The sequence below is a fragment of the Enterococcus phoeniculicola ATCC BAA-412 genome (genome assembly GCF_000407505.1).
Taxonomy (GTDB): Bacteria; Bacillota; Bacilli; order Lactobacillales; family Enterococcaceae; genus Enterococcus_K; species Enterococcus_K phoeniculicola.
This window is the reverse complement of the sequence record NZ_ASWE01000001.1, coordinates 608,246-626,895: the sequence shown is the minus strand read 5'-3', so window position 1 is coordinate 626,895 and position 18,650 is coordinate 608,246. Positions and strand designations below refer to the sequence as shown.

18 protein-coding genes are annotated in these 18,650 nt (G+C 36.9%); all 18 read right to left on the bottom strand.

Features of this window, described 5'->3' with window-relative positions:
- Positions 1-43: 43 nt before the first annotated feature.
- Positions 44-1,513, bottom strand: coding sequence for a glycoside hydrolase family 1 protein (locus I589_RS02855; protein ID WP_034684612.1), 1,470 nt, complete (start codon positions 1,511-1,513; stop codon positions 44-46).
- A 285-nt stretch (positions 1,514-1,798) separates the two neighbouring features.
- Positions 1,799-2,671 carry an AraC family transcriptional regulator gene (locus I589_RS02850; RefSeq protein ID WP_010769638.1) on the bottom strand — a complete coding sequence of 291 codons (873 nt, stop codon included), beginning with the start codon at positions 2,669-2,671 and terminating at the stop codon, positions 1,799-1,801.
- On the bottom strand, positions 2,668-3,126 hold the full coding sequence (locus I589_RS02845; protein WP_010769639.1) for a YaiI/YqxD family protein: 459 nt from the start codon (positions 3,124-3,126) through the stop codon (positions 2,668-2,670). The genes I589_RS02850 and I589_RS02845 overlap by 4 nt, the downstream gene beginning before the upstream one ends.
- A gap of 661 nt (positions 3,127-3,787) precedes the next feature.
- On the bottom strand, positions 3,788-5,497 hold the full coding sequence (locus I589_RS02840; RefSeq protein ID WP_010769640.1) for a TcaA 3rd/4th domain-containing protein: 1,710 nt from the start codon (positions 5,495-5,497) through the stop codon (positions 3,788-3,790).
- A 148-nt stretch (positions 5,498-5,645) separates the two neighbouring features.
- The gene (locus tag I589_RS02835; protein ID WP_010769641.1) at positions 5,646-6,620 is read right to left on the bottom strand and encodes a zinc ribbon domain-containing protein; all 975 of its coding nucleotides are present in this window, start codon (positions 6,618-6,620) and stop codon (positions 5,646-5,648) included.
- A gap of 204 nt (positions 6,621-6,824) precedes the next feature.
- On the bottom strand, positions 6,825-7,838 hold the full coding sequence (locus I589_RS02830) for a sugar kinase (protein WP_010769642.1): 1,014 nt from the start codon (positions 7,836-7,838) through the stop codon (positions 6,825-6,827).
- Positions 7,839-7,851: 13 nt separating this feature from the next.
- Entirely contained in the window at positions 7,852-8,592 is a 741-nt protein-coding gene (gene dagF / locus I589_RS02825) for a 2-dehydro-3-deoxy-phosphogluconate aldolase (RefSeq protein ID WP_010769643.1), read from the bottom strand.
- A 40-nt stretch (positions 8,593-8,632) separates the two neighbouring features.
- Complete coding sequence (locus I589_RS02820) at positions 8,633-9,724, bottom strand: DgaE family pyridoxal phosphate-dependent ammonia lyase (protein ID WP_010769644.1); 1,092 nt, start codon at positions 9,722-9,724, stop codon at positions 8,633-8,635.
- Entirely contained in the window at positions 9,714-10,820 is a 1,107-nt protein-coding gene (locus I589_RS02815; protein WP_010769645.1) for an amidohydrolase/deacetylase family metallohydrolase, read from the bottom strand. Before I589_RS02815 ends, I589_RS02820 begins: the two co-directional genes overlap by 11 nt.
- 23 nt (positions 10,821-10,843) lie before the next feature.
- The gene (locus tag I589_RS02810) at positions 10,844-11,932 is read right to left on the bottom strand and encodes a DUF871 domain-containing protein (RefSeq protein ID WP_010769646.1); all 1,089 of its coding nucleotides are present in this window, start codon (positions 11,930-11,932) and stop codon (positions 10,844-10,846) included.
- Entirely contained in the window at positions 11,929-12,192 is a 264-nt protein-coding gene (locus tag I589_RS02805) for a hypothetical protein (protein ID WP_034684608.1), read from the bottom strand. Before I589_RS02805 ends, I589_RS02810 begins: the two co-directional genes overlap by 4 nt.
- 56 nt (positions 12,193-12,248) lie before the next feature.
- Entirely contained in the window at positions 12,249-13,577 is a 1,329-nt protein-coding gene (locus I589_RS02800; protein ID WP_010769648.1) for a PTS sugar transporter subunit IIC, read from the bottom strand.
- 557 nt (positions 13,578-14,134) lie between these two features.
- The gene (locus tag I589_RS02795) at positions 14,135-14,848 is read right to left on the bottom strand and encodes an L-ribulose-5-phosphate 4-epimerase (RefSeq protein ID WP_010769649.1); all 714 of its coding nucleotides are present in this window, start codon (positions 14,846-14,848) and stop codon (positions 14,135-14,137) included.
- Positions 14,826-15,698, bottom strand: a complete 873-nt coding sequence (locus I589_RS02790) for an L-ribulose-5-phosphate 3-epimerase (RefSeq protein WP_010769650.1) — start codon at positions 15,696-15,698, stop codon at positions 14,826-14,828. The genes I589_RS02795 and I589_RS02790 overlap by 23 nt, the downstream gene beginning before the upstream one ends.
- Positions 15,699-16,340: a 3-keto-L-gulonate-6-phosphate decarboxylase UlaD gene (locus tag I589_RS02785; protein WP_034684605.1), complete on the bottom strand. Its 642-nt coding sequence runs from the start codon at positions 16,338-16,340 to the stop codon at positions 15,699-15,701.
- A gap of 16 nt (positions 16,341-16,356) precedes the next feature.
- Positions 16,357-16,656: a PTS sugar transporter subunit IIB gene (locus I589_RS02780; protein WP_010769652.1), complete on the bottom strand. Its 300-nt coding sequence runs from the start codon at positions 16,654-16,656 to the stop codon at positions 16,357-16,359.
- A gap of 22 nt (positions 16,657-16,678) precedes the next feature.
- Positions 16,679-18,166, bottom strand: a complete 1,488-nt coding sequence (ulaA, locus tag I589_RS02775) for a PTS ascorbate transporter subunit IIC (protein ID WP_010769653.1) — start codon at positions 18,164-18,166, stop codon at positions 16,679-16,681.
- Positions 18,167-18,177: 11 nt separating this feature from the next.
- Positions 18,178-18,639, bottom strand: a complete 462-nt coding sequence (locus I589_RS02770) for a PTS sugar transporter subunit IIA (protein WP_010769654.1) — start codon at positions 18,637-18,639, stop codon at positions 18,178-18,180.
- Positions 18,640-18,650: the final 11 nt, after the last annotated feature.

Below are 18,650 nucleotides of genomic sequence, written 5' to 3'. Positions count from 1 at the left end.
AGCATTGATCGTTTATAGTTTATCATGTATTCAATTTGATTATTTATGAAAGATTTTCGCCATTTTCCTTTATCACTTGCTGATACCAATAAAAACTATCTTTTGGGATTCTTTCTAATGTCTTTTCATCATGCTCGTCGCGATCAACATAAACAAAACCATATCTTTTTTTATAGCCGTTTAACCAGCTAAGTAAGTCTGTAAATGACCAAGCACAATACCCAATGACCTCTACTCCGTCAGCTATCGCTTTTTTCATTTCTACAAGATGTTCATTTAGGTAATCAATTCGATAGTCATCATGAATTTTCTTATCCTCTGTTAACACATCAATCGCACCTAAGCCATTTTCTGTTACAAACACTGGAAGATCATATCTGGATTGGATTCTGCGTAGGGCAACCCGGAAGCCCACCGGATCAATTTCCCAGCCCCACTTTGTTTTTTCTAGATAGGGATTCTCTATCCCATTGAACATCGGTACCTCAGGCGACATTGCTTGTTCTTCTTTAGGCTGCATTAAATAAGGATCTGTCTTTGAAAAGTTTTTTTCTGTACTTGACTGGTTCTCTGGCTTTTCTATTCGATTTTGTTGGACAGTTCCCCCATGATAGTAATTAATCCCTAAAAAATCAGGCGTTGCTGATGTTAATAGTCGGCTATCCTCGGCAGTCACTTGGGGCGCTATACCTAAATGTTCTAATTGCTTCATCACAAATTTCGGATAGGTTCCTCTACAATACACATCTAATGTCCAGTCATTATTAAATGCTTCTGCATTTTCTGCTGCTAAAACATCAGATGGATCAGCTGTTAACGGATAGATAGGCCCATACCCATAGCTTGGACCAATCAGACCCTTTGGTACCAGCTGATGAAATAAAGAAATTGCAGTAGCATTGGCAAGGTTCACCACATGATTTGCTGCATACATTCGTTTCAAATCCGTTACTGCTGGTGGATGTGCCGCCCAACGGTATCCTAGTGAAGTAAAGACATTTTGTTCATTCATCGTTACCCAATACTTCACTTTGTCTCGTAAACGCAAAAACAGGGCTTCACAATATTTTTCAAATGCCGGAATCACTTCTCGAGACTCCCAGCCACCATATTTATCTTGCAGCGCTTGTGGCATATCCCAATGATACAGAGTCAGTACAGGCTCAATACCATTTTTTATTAGCTCATCCACTAAATTTTCATAAAAATCTAAGCCTTTTTCATTGATTTCGCCTTCACCATCAGGAATCACTCGGCTCCATGCAACGCTAAAACGATAAGCTTTTAAGCCCATCTCTTTCATATAAGAAATATCTTCTTTATATCTATGATAGTGGTCAACTGCCACCTCTCCATTGGTTCCTTCAAATGTTTTTCCTTCGATTTTAGAAAATTCATCCCATATAGAGGGCCCTTTCCCATCTTCATTCCATGCGCCTTCAATTTGATAGGCTGCTGATGCTGCTCCCCACAAAAAATCTTCTGGAAATGAATCAATCTCTTTGTAATACATAAAAATAATCCTTTCACCATCTACTCCTGTCAGGTGCAAAACCAATCCACCTTTCATTTGTAGACCTCCGTAAGTTAGTTAGTATGATAAACTTACTTCCAATAAAAATATAGCCTACCTCACAAAAAAAGTCAACGCTTTCAAAAAAATATTCCTTTAGTCAACAAAATTTGCTTAGAAATAAAAGCTGACACGAGGTCGGGACAGAAGGTTCACTTCCGATGATACTCAGTATCTATTTAGTTCTCGAAGCTAATACTTCTTTTCCCTCTCTTAACGATTCTATTAAAGCGTCTCATTTAGTTGCTTTTGATATTGTAGCGGCGCTAATCCTACCGACTCTTTAAACACATGATGGAATGTTTTCACACTTGTAAATCCTGATTTTTCTGCGACTTCAACCATTGGAATCTTTTCATTTGCCAAAATGAATTTTGCTTGAGTAATTCGGTATTCATTTAAAAACCCCATAAATGTTTTCCCTGTATTTGTTTTGAAAAAACGCGTAAAGTAGTACGGACTAAATCCAACAAAATGGGCAATTTCTTCCAAAGTAATTGGCTCAAGGAAATGCTCTTCAACATAATCAAATACTTTATTTAATCGCTCCAAGGTTTCTTTATAATGAATGGTTGAACGACGAATAGATAAGCTGTTCTCCTGACTCGTTTCCGGAAGCTCTTGATAAAATACACCAATCAAATGATAAAGCTCTGCCAACAGCAGATAATTTTTCCCATCCATCGACTCCTCATTGTATCTGTAGAGGTTTAATAAGATTTTACGCACCTTTTCCTCAGTATTTTTCGGCCAGTTTCGACTATGACGTTCACTCGTTTCAAAGAGTGAAACAAGCGATTTTTCTTTTACTCGCAAAGTGGGTTCATCAAACATCTTCAAATCAAATTGAAACACGTACCGTTCACTATCTGGGGAGGCTAGAAAATAATGAGGTTCACCACTAGAAAAAAAATAAATTTCTCCCTGATTGACTTGAATAATATCCTCTCCAACTCCGATATTCACACTTCCGACAATTGAGTAAATAATCTCAATCTCTTTATGCCAATGAGGATAGACAATCCCCATTCCATTATCAGGAAACGAACGATAAAGTAAGTCACTATCAAACACTGGAATTTCTAAATAGGTACTCATTTTTTATCCCCCGCCTGTTGGGCTATCAATTTTTCTAAACTTTCTTTAAAACGTTCCCGATCCTCTGTCGTATACGCTTTAGGTCCCTTGGTCCGTTGTCCAGCTTTTCTGAGTTTTGCACTGAAGTAGCGTTGTTCAAGCATTGTCTCAATCGTATCTTTTGTATATTCGTTTCCCAACTGATGTAGGACCCGAACACCTTTACTAAGAACAAGCGAAGCTAATCCATAATCCTGAGTAACTAAAATATCTCCTGATTGAATAAGCCCAACAATTTTATAGTCTGCACTGTCTGCTCCCTTGTCTACATAGACAAATGTAACAAAGTCTGGGTATTCTTTTGTCGTATAATGGTCTACGCTCGTCACGATAACTACTGGCAATTGATACTTTTCGGCTAATTTAATCGTTGTATCTTTGACTGGAGAGCCATCGCCATCAATAAAAATTTTCATTTTCACACCTCAATTCAGCAAAGTATTCTTTGGTAATTTTATTGGCTAATGGTTCATTTTTTCTAAAAGTTTACGTCCTCTAGTTTATCACTAATGAGAAAAGATGCCAATCTGACTTCCCTATAGCTGGAAAAAATGACGACGCCCTCTTTTCCTCTATTTTTTAAGTCATTAAAAATCAACAAAAAAGCCAGAATCAAAAGAAGTCTCTCTTCATTCTGGATTCCTTTTTGACTTAGCTCATTAGTCATTGGCTTTATATGACTTTATTGCCCAAAATATGTAGGAGCACCTTTTTTTTTATGTAAAAAAGCATTTGGTTCCTCTATAATTAAGTCGCTGAACAAAATATAGAAAAAACCAAATGCCTATAAGTGATGCTAACAGAAAAAATAGAGGAAAAGACAAGTGAAAGAGTAAAAAACTAAATAGAAAAGATTCAACCTCTTTACTGGCATGCTTTCGTATAGACCTTCCTGTTGGCCTGAATGCATCTGTGACAGTGAAGGACTGCATATTTCGTCAAACATATTTATGAGAATCTCTTTCAACTCATCCGTCCAAGTTGACAAAGCACCTTAAAAACAGATGCGTCTATAATCCACTGTAAAATAAAAGGATGCTTGTCTATCTATCCCTTATTTTTAATGACACGCAGAAACTAATTCTCTACTTTTTTCCCGCCATCACCTAAATCAATGAACTCAAAATCTATCGAGTAAGAGTCATCTTCTATAGCAGTTACTTTTACACCTGTATATTTATAGGTTACATCTTCCACTTTTGATCCATAATTATGATAGCTCACTTCATAATCAATTTCATATTGATCATTTTCTAAAGGAGTCACTTTTTTTACTTCAACATAGAACCAAACACCGTCAAACTCGTTTTTCTTGTTCTTTTCTCTTGAAGAGGTAATATACTCATCAATTTTTTTGAAGCTTTCATTTTTTGTACCATCTTTAAAGTATTTTCCTAATAGCTCTTTATCGTATTTATTCGACTCAATCACTGCGTCTTCAACTTCGTAATAGAAATCATCAATTGCATATTCAATATCATACGAATCAAGTACATCAAAATCTAGGTAAAGAGGATAATCATATTCGGAATCATATTCATCAGAATATTCCCACTCATCCACTTCGTATGCTTCTGATTTGAGTTCTTTATCTCCAGAACCACTGGTTAATTGAATCGTTAATCCTTCATGCCAAACAAGAGGTCCTACTTCACCTTCGCCATCTTTCAGCTGACCTGCTTCTTTTCCGTCAACGAAAATCTTCGCATCATCAATGTTTGACTCAATTGGAATCGTCATCACAGCAAAGGTCAAATCAATTTCAGTATCGGCAACATTGAATAAATCATATGTTTCTTCTTTACTTTCATTTGATTCAGTTAAATTCTTCGCAGTCGCACTAAATGTGTAAGTCCCTGGAACAAATGGTCCAAGCTCTTCTTTGAATTTATCTTTTTTCGTCGTTGTATATTTTTTATCATTTACAGAGATAATTGTTCCTTTTTGATTGGTTGATACCTCTGGATAGACTGGATAAACTTCTACTTTATAATTGTCAAACACTAAAAATTTCTTTCCAGACTTTTTCATTTCCAAATTATATGTTCGAAGATTTTGTTTCATTTCTTTCTTCATTTCAGCTAATGCTTTTTTATTCCCATTAAAATATTTAATCAATGGTTTCACACTTGATTCAGTAATTTCCAAATTATCATCATCCGTAATCATGAGCGCAACAAGTGCTTTACTGTCTTTATCTTTGATTGCTTGAACAAAGGTTTCCACTTGCTTCTCAGATGTATACACGGAAGTACCATATTTATATCCGGCAAACAAGAGTAGTAAAACAGCAACAACAATTGCCCCAATCGTTAATTGTTTTTTGGAAAATGTTCCTGTACTTGTTTTAGCTGTAGATGATGTCTTCTGTTCAGGTGCTTCAGTCCCTTGGTCTGCTTGTCCATTTTCAACCGCACTGTCGGCTACTGGCGTTTCTTTCGTTTCATCAGGAACCGCTGTTTCTTGGCTTTCTGTTTTATCATCAGTTGTTGCCTCTGTCGCTGATTCTGATGTCTCGCCGTCAGTTGCCTCGAAAACTGGCTCGGTCATTTCTTCACTTTTTTCTTCTAGAGAATCCGCTGAATCGTTCCTCTCAGCTTCTGAAGTCTCTTGAACCTCTTCTTCTACTGAGTTTTCTGTATGTAATTCAGTTGTTTCACTCGTCTCTGCTTGTGGATTTTCTGATTGATTCGCTGCATTTGTTTCTTCTGCTAATGACGCCCCACAGCTTTCACAGAAAAGAGATCCCTCTAAATTTTCATGACCACAATTTTTACAAATTTTCATAAATTTTCCTCCAATATACTGAGATATTTTCATTTTATTTAAATAGCTCAGTCTCCCCATATATTTTTAGATGGCTAGTTAACCTCAACAGATAAAATTATGAGATAGCAGGGGTAATTCACTCCCACTACCTCAACAAATGTATTTGTTAAAATAGACCGCCCATCATGTTAAATAAATAATTATTTTTTGCAAAATCCTCAACAATCATTCCACCGAATATTCTTGAAATAACAAAGATGATAATCGCTCCAACAACAACGGATAACACGGTGATATAAAACTTGTTTTTCTGATTCTCCTTTGTTGGCAACTCCCATAGGCTACCCATGTATGAAATGTTGGTCAAAACAAAAGGTACCATGAAGAACAGATAGAAAATCTGTGAATCACCTTTTACTAAGAACGACATAAAAAATGCAAATAAACTAACGTACACCGATAAGCTATTTGGTGCAAAAACCCACTCAAACGCTTCTAAAAAAGTCATTGCACGCTTATACACTTGTGTACTTACAACAAAAATAACTAATACACTAGTGAATAAACTTAAGCCAATCCATAAAATCAATTGAATCGCATATGGAAATGCCGATGCATTCGAAGTCCCATATTGCAGCAAGGGTGACCAAGCATGACTAATCGCAAGTCCGCTAAATAATGTAATCAAAATAAAGTTGATTAGTCCAAACAAACCAGCCTCATTTTGTCCAATCTTTGGTTTCCTGATATTTTTATTTAGATAATTCAAATAATTTTTCCCGTTTTTTGATAATTGCTGAACCGTTTCGTTATTCTTAAGTTGTTCTGCAGAAAATCCTGTATTAGTCGTTTGATCTGGTTGAGTCGCTGATGGTTGATTTCCTAATGATTCCTGATTGCTTTCAACAGATGGTTGTGGTGCTACTGACTCAGTCTGGCTTTCTTGAACTGTCTCATTACGAATCGTTTTTATTTGAGGCTGCTCGTCAGTCATAGCTTCTTGACTACCGGTATTAGAATCAAGATTCTTTGTTTTACTCACTTCTTCCTGATCTGTTTGTCCGAGTTGTTTAGCGCCACAGAATGGACAAAATTTCGCATCCTCTTTAATTTCTTTTCCACATTCGCCACAGTATTTCATTTTTTCCCCCTAATTTTCTTATTCGTTATTTTAAAATAATTATTCTTCTATTTAACAATACCGTATTTTGTAATGACATGCATCTTTTTTTCGATATTTTTCTATTTTTCTTTTCAAAAAAAATTGAGAGTAAGAAATTTTTATGATTTCTTAACTCTCAATTACTGCTATGACTGGTAAAAAAAGTATCTAAAGCTACTCTAGTTAACGAATTAAATCAATAGAGGGATCATTCATAATTTGTTGTATTTGGTCTTTCGTTGTTAATGGAACATCTCCTTGTATCGTGTGGGAGACAGCAGCATTCACTGTTGCAAATTCTACGGTATCTTTTAAAGGCCATTTTTCACAGTAGCCTAAAAGCAATCCTGCTGCATACGCATCCCCTGTACCTATTCTATCTAGTATAGAAATAACTCTAGGCTGAGATTCCACAACTTGATCTTTCGTATGAAGAATACCCACAATTTCTTTGACAGAATCTGCTTGGCTTCTTCTAGTTCCAGCGAACCACTGGATGTCATATTTATTGATAAATCGTTGAATTAATTCACGTTCTTGCTCTTGTTCTGTTAGTTCTTTATTTAAAGATAACTTGAGTAAGTCTGTCAAATCACGTTTACTCCCGAAAACAATATCACAAAATGGAAGTATTTCTTCATATTGTGCTTTCATTAACTGAACTTTGTTTTCTTCTGTATTTAAGCTTGGACGAAAATTAAAATCAAAACAAACTTTTTTCCCCATCTCACTTGCTTGTTTGGCTAAAGATTGAGCTGCTTTGCGCGTCTCGTCTGTTAGACTAAGAGAGATACCGCAGATATGCACCAAATCCACCGTTTCAAGTAACTTCGTAAACTCATACTCTGTTTCATCTGACACACCAAAGGAACTGCTGTGCCGGTTTTGGTAGGTGACCTGTGTAGGACGAACACCATAACCCATTTCAGCAAAATAAGTCCCTAAATGCTGATGTTTTTGTTGGATAAAGGTATCTTGAATTCCTAGCTGACGAAGATTTGCTCTTGCTGCTCCTCCAATTCGATTATCAGGAAGCGTAGTAACAAGATAGCTTTCTATTCCAAAATGAGCGAGATTACTCATAATATTTACGCCTGTGCCTGTGTACTCCATTCTCAAAGAACGTGTTTGTTCCAACAATAGAAATTCCGGTGGTGTTAAGCGAAGCATGACTTCACCAAAGGCTGCAACTTTCATCTAAATTCCCTCTTTATTTTAACGTATTTTTCATCATTTCAACCAATGCTTTTACATCTTCTACCTTTGTATCACCGGTTTCTTTATCGATTACTGAGCTGTATACATGTGGAATAATCTTTTTCACGCCCGCATCCACTGCGATTTGAACGATTTCTTCAAAGTTCTCTAAATCAATTCCACCCGTTGGTTCCAAATAAAAATCATATTTTGCGCAAGCTTCCGCTACTGCTTTGTACTCTTCTTTATGAGCTAACCCTTTCATTGGGAAATATTTGATTGAACTTCCGCCCATGTCTTTTAATAGTTTAATAGCTGTTTCAATACTCACTTCACCAGCAGGCGCTTTAGAGCTTAAAGGTCCTGTGGCAATATTCACGATTCCCACTTTCCCAGTAGGTGAAACTAATCCGTTAATAATGGTTTCGTCTTGACCTAGTAATGCGCGAGAAGTGCCCACTCCAGTGAATACTTGGTTGACGTGTTGCGGCTGTAAAACACCTGAAAGGCGTGAAACCATTTGACTTTGATTTGGATCTCCTGCACCTAGGCCAACTGACAGTGCATTATTTGTTGCTTCTTGATAACGTTTCATGTCTTCAATTGCTGCTTCATCTGTTTCATAATTTTTTGATAGCACGCCTAAAACAACATGCCCTTCTGCCGCTTCATAGCAAGCTTTTGCATTTTCTACAGAGTTAGCTAAAACATTTAAACAGATACGGTTTTCTAGATAATTTGGTGTTAGTGACATAATAATTCTCTCCCTTAGTTGTTTTCTACAGTTATCTATTTTACATAATTTCTTCTAATCGAGTGACGATTTTCTTCATTTCTTCTTCGTTTACAGAACGGATATCAAACTCGATAATTCCATTGTTTGCTTGATATTCACGTGTATAAACAGCTGGGTCTTTTTCCTTCAGCTCAGAAATGACTTCCTTGGCATTTTTCCGCCCATTTACTTTTACGCTTCCACGATAAATCTCTCGACCTGCGCCGTCTTGAACAATGCTGGCAGTTAAGCCATCAATCTCGTTTATCCGCTCGACAAACGGGGTCAATCTGGCTTTCATTGCCTCTCCTGATTCCGTTCCGTTTGATAAATAATCTTCAATTGCTTGGGTAAATCCTAGTATGTTGTCTTTACCAATCTTCATTGCACGTCCAATTCCTTTTCCTTGCAGACGTACCCACTGGATATACTTCTTTTTCCCAATTACAAGTCCTGCACTAGGTCCCTCAATTGCTTTTGCTCCAGAATAGATGACTAAATCAGCACCATCCTTGATATAGGCAAACAAGTCTTCTTCTGCTGCTGCATCCACAATTAATGGCAACTGATGTGCTTTTGCTACTTTGGCAGCCTGCGCAACTGTCAGCATGCTTTTTTGAACCGTATGATGGCTCTTGATATAGAGAATAGCGGCTGTTTGTTCAGTAATCATCATTTCAATATGCTCGGGTGCACACATATTCGCATAGCCTGCTTCAATTACCGTTCCGCCACCTTGTTGAACCATCACCTCAACCGGTGTTCCATAATCAACATTGTGCCCTTTTGGTAGAATAATTTCTCGTTTTGTCACTTTCTCTGTGTAAGGATGATACGCATGATAGCTGCTTCCTTGACCAATAATTGCCGCTACACTTTGAGCAATGCCAGCAGATGCCGAAGAAACAATTTGTGCATCTTCCACCGCTAATAGGTTTGCAATGTACGCCCCTGTTTTTTCACTCAAATCCGCCATTTCAAAAAAGTGTTCTCCTCCAAAGCGCTGCGCTGATAAGACAGTTTCTGAAACCTTTGAAACGCCTAAAATCGTCATGCGGCCCGATGCATTAATTACTTCTTTTAAACCAAATTTTTGATAGCTAATTGTCATAAATAACCCCTCCGATGATGGTCTTCACTGGTGTGATTTGCTGTGTTGTTGTTCGTGTAAATCCATTAGAATCTGTCAGCACTTTTTCTTTGTCTTCAATCTTAAATACAGTAAAGTCCGCGTCATAGCCGGTTTGAATTTTCCCTTTATTTTTAAGACCAAAGTTGTTTGCTGGCACTTCTGTAATTTTTTCCAGAATCTCTTCCCATGAATATCCTACTACAAAAAGTTTTTCCATCGTTGTCGCCATATCATACACTGGACCATTTGTTCGATTACGGATATAAATATCCGTACTGATGGAAGTGGCTTTCATCTCTTCACGAAGAGCCGTCTGTGCTACATGAAAATTAAAACTATCTGTTCCGTGACCAATATCAAAAATGATTCCTTTATTATAAGCATCCCAAACAAATGGTTTAATTGTGTCTGACTCCGTATCTAAAATGCCGTTTATCTTCCCGTTAAAGCAATGAGTAAGTACATCGCCTTTTTCCATCACTGATAATATTTCTTCAAGTTCCGGCGGTGCAGACCCCACATGAACCATAAGTGGCAGATGTTTGTTTTCTGCTTGTATTTTCTTCGCCATTTCTAAAGGAGTAATGCCGTTGTCCCCAATTACCGTCTTACTCATTCGTGCTTTAATTCCAACGATAAAATCTGGTAGATCATGAAGCGCTTTTTTTACAAGGGCTTCTTTCACTTTAGATAAATCAGCTAATTCATCTTGTTCTACAATCCCCCACTTAGAAATGTTTACTAAAGCCAGGACATTCGTTTTCGCCTCTTGGGCAAGCGTATAAAATTCATGAATATTTTCTGCACCTGTTGTTCCTGCATCAATAACGGTTGTCACACCTTTTTCCACGCCAATCTGATCTGGATAATCATAATAAAGATTCATTTTTTCAAAGCAATGGACATGATCATCAATCCATCCTGCTGAAAGAAAAACATCAGAATCCAAAACAAGTATTTCTTTGGATTCATCTGTAATTTCTTCTTTAATTGTGACTATTTTCTTTTCTTTTATCCCGATATCAATCATTGTTCCATCTATTAGTGTCGCTCGTTTGATTACTAAATCCAACATATCTATCCCTACTTTTCTAATACTTACTTCTCCGTAAATTTGAATTTCGTCCAAGGTTTAATAAATGGCAGTAAAATACGTTCTGCCTCAGTAACTTGTCCAACCTTGTTTTTTCTGTTATCTGTATGCGGCTCTAAAACAATCTGCAACTCATTTTTGTATTTTCCAAACGTATCATTTCCAATCACTACATCCCCTACTTGAAACTCTTCTGTATGGTTATGTGGTGTATTTTCTTCATGCTTGTATTTTTTTCGAACTTCCGTTGATCGAACTACCTGATGCGTAATATCTCCACGACGAAAATGCTGTTCATTCAAAACAATCGCTTTTTCAACCTCATTTACTTCTGGTACAAACTCAATCGTCAACTCTGTTTGATAACGATTTAAAGCACCCATTGCTTCTAATTCCTCATCAGATGCATAAGCATTCCCAATCACTACATCATCAATTAATCCTGTAGCAAACAGGTGTTTTGCTGCTACATCTACAGCTAAATGTCGGTGAGCTTCTAATGTTGGTAAGCCATCATTCACATCCCATGGTCCAACAGTTCCCACTTGTGAAGAAACAAAGGCTGCTGTGCGAAGTCCTTCCTTTTTAAAACGAATACTACAGCTTTCAAAGAAATCATAAGGTAAGGCTGTTCCTTCTTGCGGATAAAAATTATGACAACCATATAAAAAAGGTTTATTTGCTTGATACGTTAAAATATTATCTAAATACGCAACATCATTACTCATATTTAATTCTACTGCTAAACCAAAAGGATTGAAAGTTAACATCGCTTCTTTATTTCCATCAAAGCCAACATCTAATCGAATACCATCTGCCCCAACTTCATGGAAGAAGGTCATATCGTCGTATGAAATTTGCAGCTCATCAAAAATAGTAGGTGCCACATCTAATATCGTTTCAAACCCTAACTCTTTTGCGTAAGAAATCAGGTCTTGAAACTTTGCTTTTACAACTTCTTTTCCTTCTGTTACTTCAAGCATACTCATAAAAATACGTGTAAATCCACATTCACTTGCTTTTTTTAAATACGCTTTGTCTTTTGCCACATCACTGTGGTCTGGATAAACAGATACTCCTAATTGACGTTTCATACACGTTTCCCTCTTTCCATCTCTTCAAATTTTGAACGATATTTCCCAGCAATAATCGAACTTGTAATAATCGTCACAGTCGCCGTTGCCTGTACACCAATGCCAATCATCTGACCGATAACTATTGCTAGAGCAATTCCGATAATGGAAAATAATAGTACATAGCGTAGCCGCATAACTAAAATTTTCTCAGGCAACATTTTTTTCTCTACCAAAATCTGGCAGGCAAAAAAAAGACCGATATAAAAGATAAAACTCATCATAAAATTCACCAAAGAGGAAGGTCAACGCACCCTCCTCTACCTTTTTATTTTTATTAGTCTGCTACTACTGTTTGTGCAGCACTTTCAGCCTGTTTTTCTTCATGTTCTTTTTGCAATTGTTGTTTTTCGAATACCTTGAAGAATGGGTAGTAAATCCCCACTGTTAAAACAAAGTTAAAGATAACTAGGATTGCTGCTGGCACACTCCAGTTGGTACTTATCCAAGCAGCAATTGGAGATGGCATTGCAAATCCTAAACGTGCGACCATCATAGGTACAACCCCACTGATTGTCAAGAAGTAGGAGATAGTTGTTGTAATCAAAGGAGCCACGATAAATGGAATCCCTAAAACTGGATTCATTACAATTGGTGCACCAAAAATTACTGGCTCATTGATATTGAAAAGACCAGGTAAGAAAGATAGTCGCCCTAAACTCTTCAAGTATTCAGATTTTGAGAACATCATCAAAACGACTAAAGCAAGAGTTGTTCCTGCTCCACCAATCCAGATAAACCATTGTAAAAATTGTTCAGTAAAGATATTTGGCATGTTGAATTCACTTATCCCACTACTTTGGAAAGCTTCCATGTTTTCTGCAATAGACATGTCCCAGAATGGACGAATAACCGGACCCATAATTGCTGGACCATGAATTCCAAGAACCCAGAAGAAACAAATTAGAAATACAGTTAGTAAACCACCAAACAAACTGTTTCCTGCCAACACATCTTTTAGAGGCATGAGCAATTGACTTAAGAAACCGTTAATATCAAATCCAATCATGTGACGAATAACCCAGAATAAAATTAAAATTGCTGCTCCTGGAATTAATGCGATAAATGAGTTAGATACTTCCGGTGGCACTCCTTCTGGCATTTTAATCGTGATATTTTTTACAACAAACAATCGGTAAATCTCAACAGAAATAATAGCTGTAACAATAGAACCAAATAATGATCCTGATCCTAGATTGGCAATATTTATGTAGCGACCTGCAGAAACAACATTCTCAACATCTTCAAAAATGCGAAGAGGTGGTGCTGCAGTAATTAAAAATGCCATCAACGCTAGTATCCCAGCTGTTAAGGAATCTAGCTTGTAACTTTTTGCAAGAGAAGAGGCAATTCCAAATGTTGCATATAATGCCAAAATTCCTATTGTATATCGGAATGGTATATCAAGAATTTCTCGATATGGTTCAATCATTGCTGCCACCGATTCAATTGGAATATTTAGCAAGATTGTAAAAAATGAACCAACAATGGTGAGTGGCATCGTTGCGATAATCCCTTTACGTATTGCCGTCATATGACGCTGTGAGCCGATTTTATTTGCCACTGGCATAATCTTTTGCTCAATAATTCCTACAAATCCATTCATTTTGTTGTCCCTCCACTTTAAAATAATTCATTTAATTTTTTGTGCCATTAGCGCAAAACAAATATAACATACTAACATTATAATGTAAACGTTTGAAACAATCTTTTTTTCTATTTTTCAACAAAAAAATAATGAGGGTTTTAATAAAAAGGTTATGTTACCGGGGTTTCTTCACCTATTGATAAAAAAATCACTTCTCATTGTTTTTTAATCATATATAGAAAAAGGTTACTCACTTAACAAAATTTATACGAAATTTTGTTAAGTATGAGCAAATAAAAAAATTGCAAAAAAAAACACCAACGAAAAATTCGTTGGTGTCCTTGCGGTATTTGATAAATCAAATAGATAAAACCTTCTCCACAAAAGTGTTTATCCGACTCCCCTACATCCGGTAGGTGACTCACGTCGCGGCCTCCGCTAAATCAATTTGGTTTGCATATTACTAGAATATGAAACCATCTCGACCCGTCGCATAAAAAAGAGTATAGCATACCTTTGAACAATCCACTAGTTAAATTTTTAGTTAAATTCTTATTTTCTTATATGGAAGTAGCCTATTTTTGTCCGTAATAGGCATTTTTTCCATGTTTTCGATAATAATGTTTGTCTAATAAGTATTGTGGAATCGGTTCAGCCTTGGCGTTTAGCTCTTCTGTCTGTCTTGCCATCTCACAAACCTCTTCAAGGACCAAGCTATTTTGAACGGCTTTTTTGGCTGTCTCTCCCCAGGTGAACGGACCATGTCCAAATACGAGAACACCTGGGACATCCACAGCTTCTTTTTTTTCTTTCAAAAAAGTTTCAACAATCACCTTACCCGTATACACCTCATATGCTTCTTGAACTTCTTTTTCTGTCAATTGCCGTGTACAAGGAATCGAACCATAGAAAGTATCTGCATGAGTTGTCCCGTAAGCTGGTACTTCACGACCAGCCTGTGCCCACATAACTGCGTGTGTTGAATGTGTATGAACAATCGAATGAATCTCTGTCATATTTTCGTATAAAACAATATGTGTTGCTAAGTCTGAAGAAGGGCGCAGGGATTTCTCTTCTAGAACATTTCCTTTTAAATCAGTCACAACCATTTGCTCTTTCTTCATTTCAGCATAGTCTACGCCACTTGGTTTAATGACTACAATACCTAGCTCTCGATCGATTTCGCTAACATTTCCCCAAGTTAATTTTACTAAACCTAATTGGGGAAGTGCTTGATTTGCCTCAAAAACGCGTTCTTTCATTTCATTAATTCGTTGTTGATTTAACATGATACCCCGCCTCCAATAACTTAGGATATAAATAATTTTTAGCTTGTTGAATGTCTTGCTTAAAGGTCGGGCTGTCTTCACTCCACATCTCAATTAAAAAAGTACCTTCATATTCCAAACGTTTCAGACTTTTCAACATACCTAAAAAATCAACACAGCCTTCACCAAATGGCACATCGCGAAACTGTCCGCTTGACTCTTTCGTTACAGGATACGTATCTTTTAGATGAATGGAGGTGATACAGTCAATGCCTAACTCCAGTTCATTGGCAGGATTATTTTCTGGCCAAGCAGATAGATTTCCTAAATCTGGATAAACTTGTAGATAAGGGGAGTGAATCTGATTTTTTATCTGAACAAACTTTTGAATAGAATTCATGAACGGATCATCCATAATCTCAACCGAAAGAATAATCCCATAGGACGATGCCAACTTCACCCCTTTTTTTAATCCTTCAATGAATCCTTCTCTAGTCATCATAGATTTCTCTTCATAATAGACATCATAGCCTGCAATCTGAATGACTTTTACTCCAAGCTCACTAGCCAAATAGATGGCCTTTTTCATAATTTGATCAGCTTTTTTACGTGTTTCTTCTTTTGTTGAGCCAAAAGGAAAACGTCTGTGGGCACTTAAGCAAAGTGAGTGAATCCGAACGTCTGCTTGAAGCATGGCTTCTCGAACCTGTTGAATTTCTGCTTTTGTCCAATCTAAGCGTGCCATTCGCTGATCTGTTTCATCAATCGACAACTCGATAAAATCAAATCCCAGCTCTTTTACTAAAAGAAAGCGTTCAAGCCACGAGATGTCTTTTGGTAATGCTTTTTCATATATACCAATTTGAGTCATTTACTCACCCCATATCCGATGAATTTCATTTTTAAATGCTCTGGCGGCTTTTTTTGGCTCATCGGCAGCTGTAATTCCTCTGCCAGCTATGAAGGTATACACCTGAATTCCTTTAAATAAAGAAAGCGTGTCAACAGTTAACCCTCCTGTAACAGATACGTCAAACCCCATTTCAATAAGTTTTTTTACTTTGTCCAGATCTTTTTTCCCCCAGGTTTCACCTGCGATTAAGGCATCTCTGCTTTGATGGTAAATAGCTTGCTTGATACCCGCCTCTCTCCATTGTTGTGCCTGTTCAAATGTCCAGTCACCATACAACTCTACCTGCAGCTCTTTCACTTCTTTTTTAGCAGCTTTCATTGTGGCTAACGTTGCACAGCAAATAACCGTCATGAAATCAGCCCCAGCATCTGAGACATTCTTAGCTACCGTTCCTCCAGCATCAGCACATTTTGTATCTGCTACGATTATTTTTTCAGGAAATAAACTTCGCATACAACTAATTGCTTTTTTCCCTTCCTGCAAACATAAAATGGTACCAACCTCCACAATATCAACAATTTCTCCAACATTTACGGCATCTGCCAGTGCATGCTCTAACTCATTATGATCTAACGCAATTTGTAGTTTCGGAATTCTCATCATTTCTCAGATCCTTTTACTTCATTTTTTTATATAATTCAGATTCAGCAAACTTTTCTTGGATTTCTTTAGGCGACATCACATTACGAATACCAATAACGGTTGTGCCTTTTTTTTCTGCCTGAGCAAACATTGATAAAAAATTAACAGGTGTAAAAACAACATCATACTGACTTGCTGAACTTTTTCCCTCTGAAATTGCACAATGGTGGATTTTTGTGATTGCTACGCCTAAATCCTTCATTGCCTTTTCTACACTTCTCATCATCATCAAACTTGTTCCCGAACCATTTGCACAAGATACTAAAATCCTCATTGAAATTCCTCCTAAAATTTAATTAGTTTTTTTGAAATTTTTCTGCATATGCCTCATAATCATCAACAATCATAAAGTAGCCTTCAGGATTTTTACGATATTGTATTTGTGGAATGATTAAAAGACCAATCACTACCACAGCTACACCTGCATAACCCAAAACTTTCATAATCACTGTGAACAATGGCCAGGCAGTTGCCCAGTCGAACATTCCTAAATATCCTCCATATTGTGAAAGACCAATCCATGTAGCAAATAAAGCCGAGCCCCCCACTTGAATCAGTCCGGAGATAAACGGGAAGATACAAGCTGCCTTAAACCCTCCACGATTGTTTGCGAATACCGCGATGACTGCATTATCAAAAAATAAAGGTATAAATCCAGCAATAACAATTGTTGGTGATTTAAAGATAATTAACAAAGCAATCATCAGAAATTGACCTAATGAACCAAATAGAAAACCGATTGTTACTGCATTTGGTGAGCCAAATCCAAATGTTGCTGCGACATCAATCCCAGGAACGGCTCCTGGTAAGATGGTATTAGAAATTCCTTGAAATGACTGTGTCAGCTCATCAACGAACGTCCGAACACCCAATTGTAAGATAGCGAGATATACAGCAAAATTTAAAGAGGTGGTCATAATATAAAATAGGAAACTTTGTCCTTCTTGCATAAATCCAGCTTGAATTAGATAATCCTGACCCAATACCAATAAGATAATTCCAAAGAAAAGAAGCATTAAAATTGAAGTTGCAACCATGTTTTCATTGAAAATGGATAAGAACCCCGGTAATTCCATATCCTCTAACTTTTTATCTGCTTTATCAGATTTATTCTTTTTCTTATCGCGTTTCCTCATAAATTCTGCTAATTTTGCAAAAATGAAGATTCCAAACATTTGCTGATGTGCTACCGCAAAACCTGCTCCTTCAGTAAGCTCTTGTGTAATACCTACCGTTAAGTTACTTGCTACAGCCCAATAACAACCTAAAATTAATCCCATAAATACAAGAACTTCTATTCTCCCTAAGTTTGGAAAGCAAAATAATAAAATCCAAAATGCTGTAGCCGCTTGTTGAATCTGCACATTTCCTGTAGTAAATACTGCTCGAAGTTTCGTATATTTTTGGAAACGAACCAGCAAAATATTCATAATAAAAGCGATTAATAACAGAATCATCACGTCTCCAAACGTTCGACCGAATGTTTCCATTAATCCAGCATCTACTGCATTTTGTCCAAAATACGGATCTGTCACCATTGCATCCAAATTAAATCGCTCTTTTAAACCAACTAATATTGGACGAAAATTATTGACTAATCCGCCTGAGCCGACTGTCAGGATAAAGTACCCTACGGTGGCCTTCAAAAACCCGGCAATACATTCATAAAAAGGGCGACGAAGTAGTATATAGCCAAGCAATACAATGAATCCTATCAAGTAAGCAGGTTGTGTCAAAATATTTGTCGCAAAGTATGTCCAGATACCTAGCAAAAATTCACCCATCATTTTTCCTCCTAAAGATTGTATTCTTTTTCAACAGCCTTAAATTCTTCTAACGAATGCGTTTGAATCAATTGCTCAATGATTCCATCCGTCATTAACATCTCTGACAAACGTTGAATATTTCGCATATGTGCTTCTGAATCTTTTGCAGCGAGTGTAAAAAATAGACTAGCCGTAATCTCTTCTTCTCCCTCACTTTCAAAAACAATTGGATTTTTCATTTTTGTAAATGAGATTGCCGTGTCGTGGACACCTTTACTTTTTTCCGAAGAGTGCGGCATCGCGACTCCCGGAACAATCACAATGTAGGGGCCATGCTGATTTACACACTGAATAATCTCTTCAACATAAGATTGATCGATTATCTTTTTTTGCAACAATTGGGTACAGCTTTCTTGAATTGCCTCTTTCCAATCAGTAATTTCTTTTTCTGAATAATAAACAAGATCATTCTCTAAAAAATACTGCAACATGTGGGCTTCAC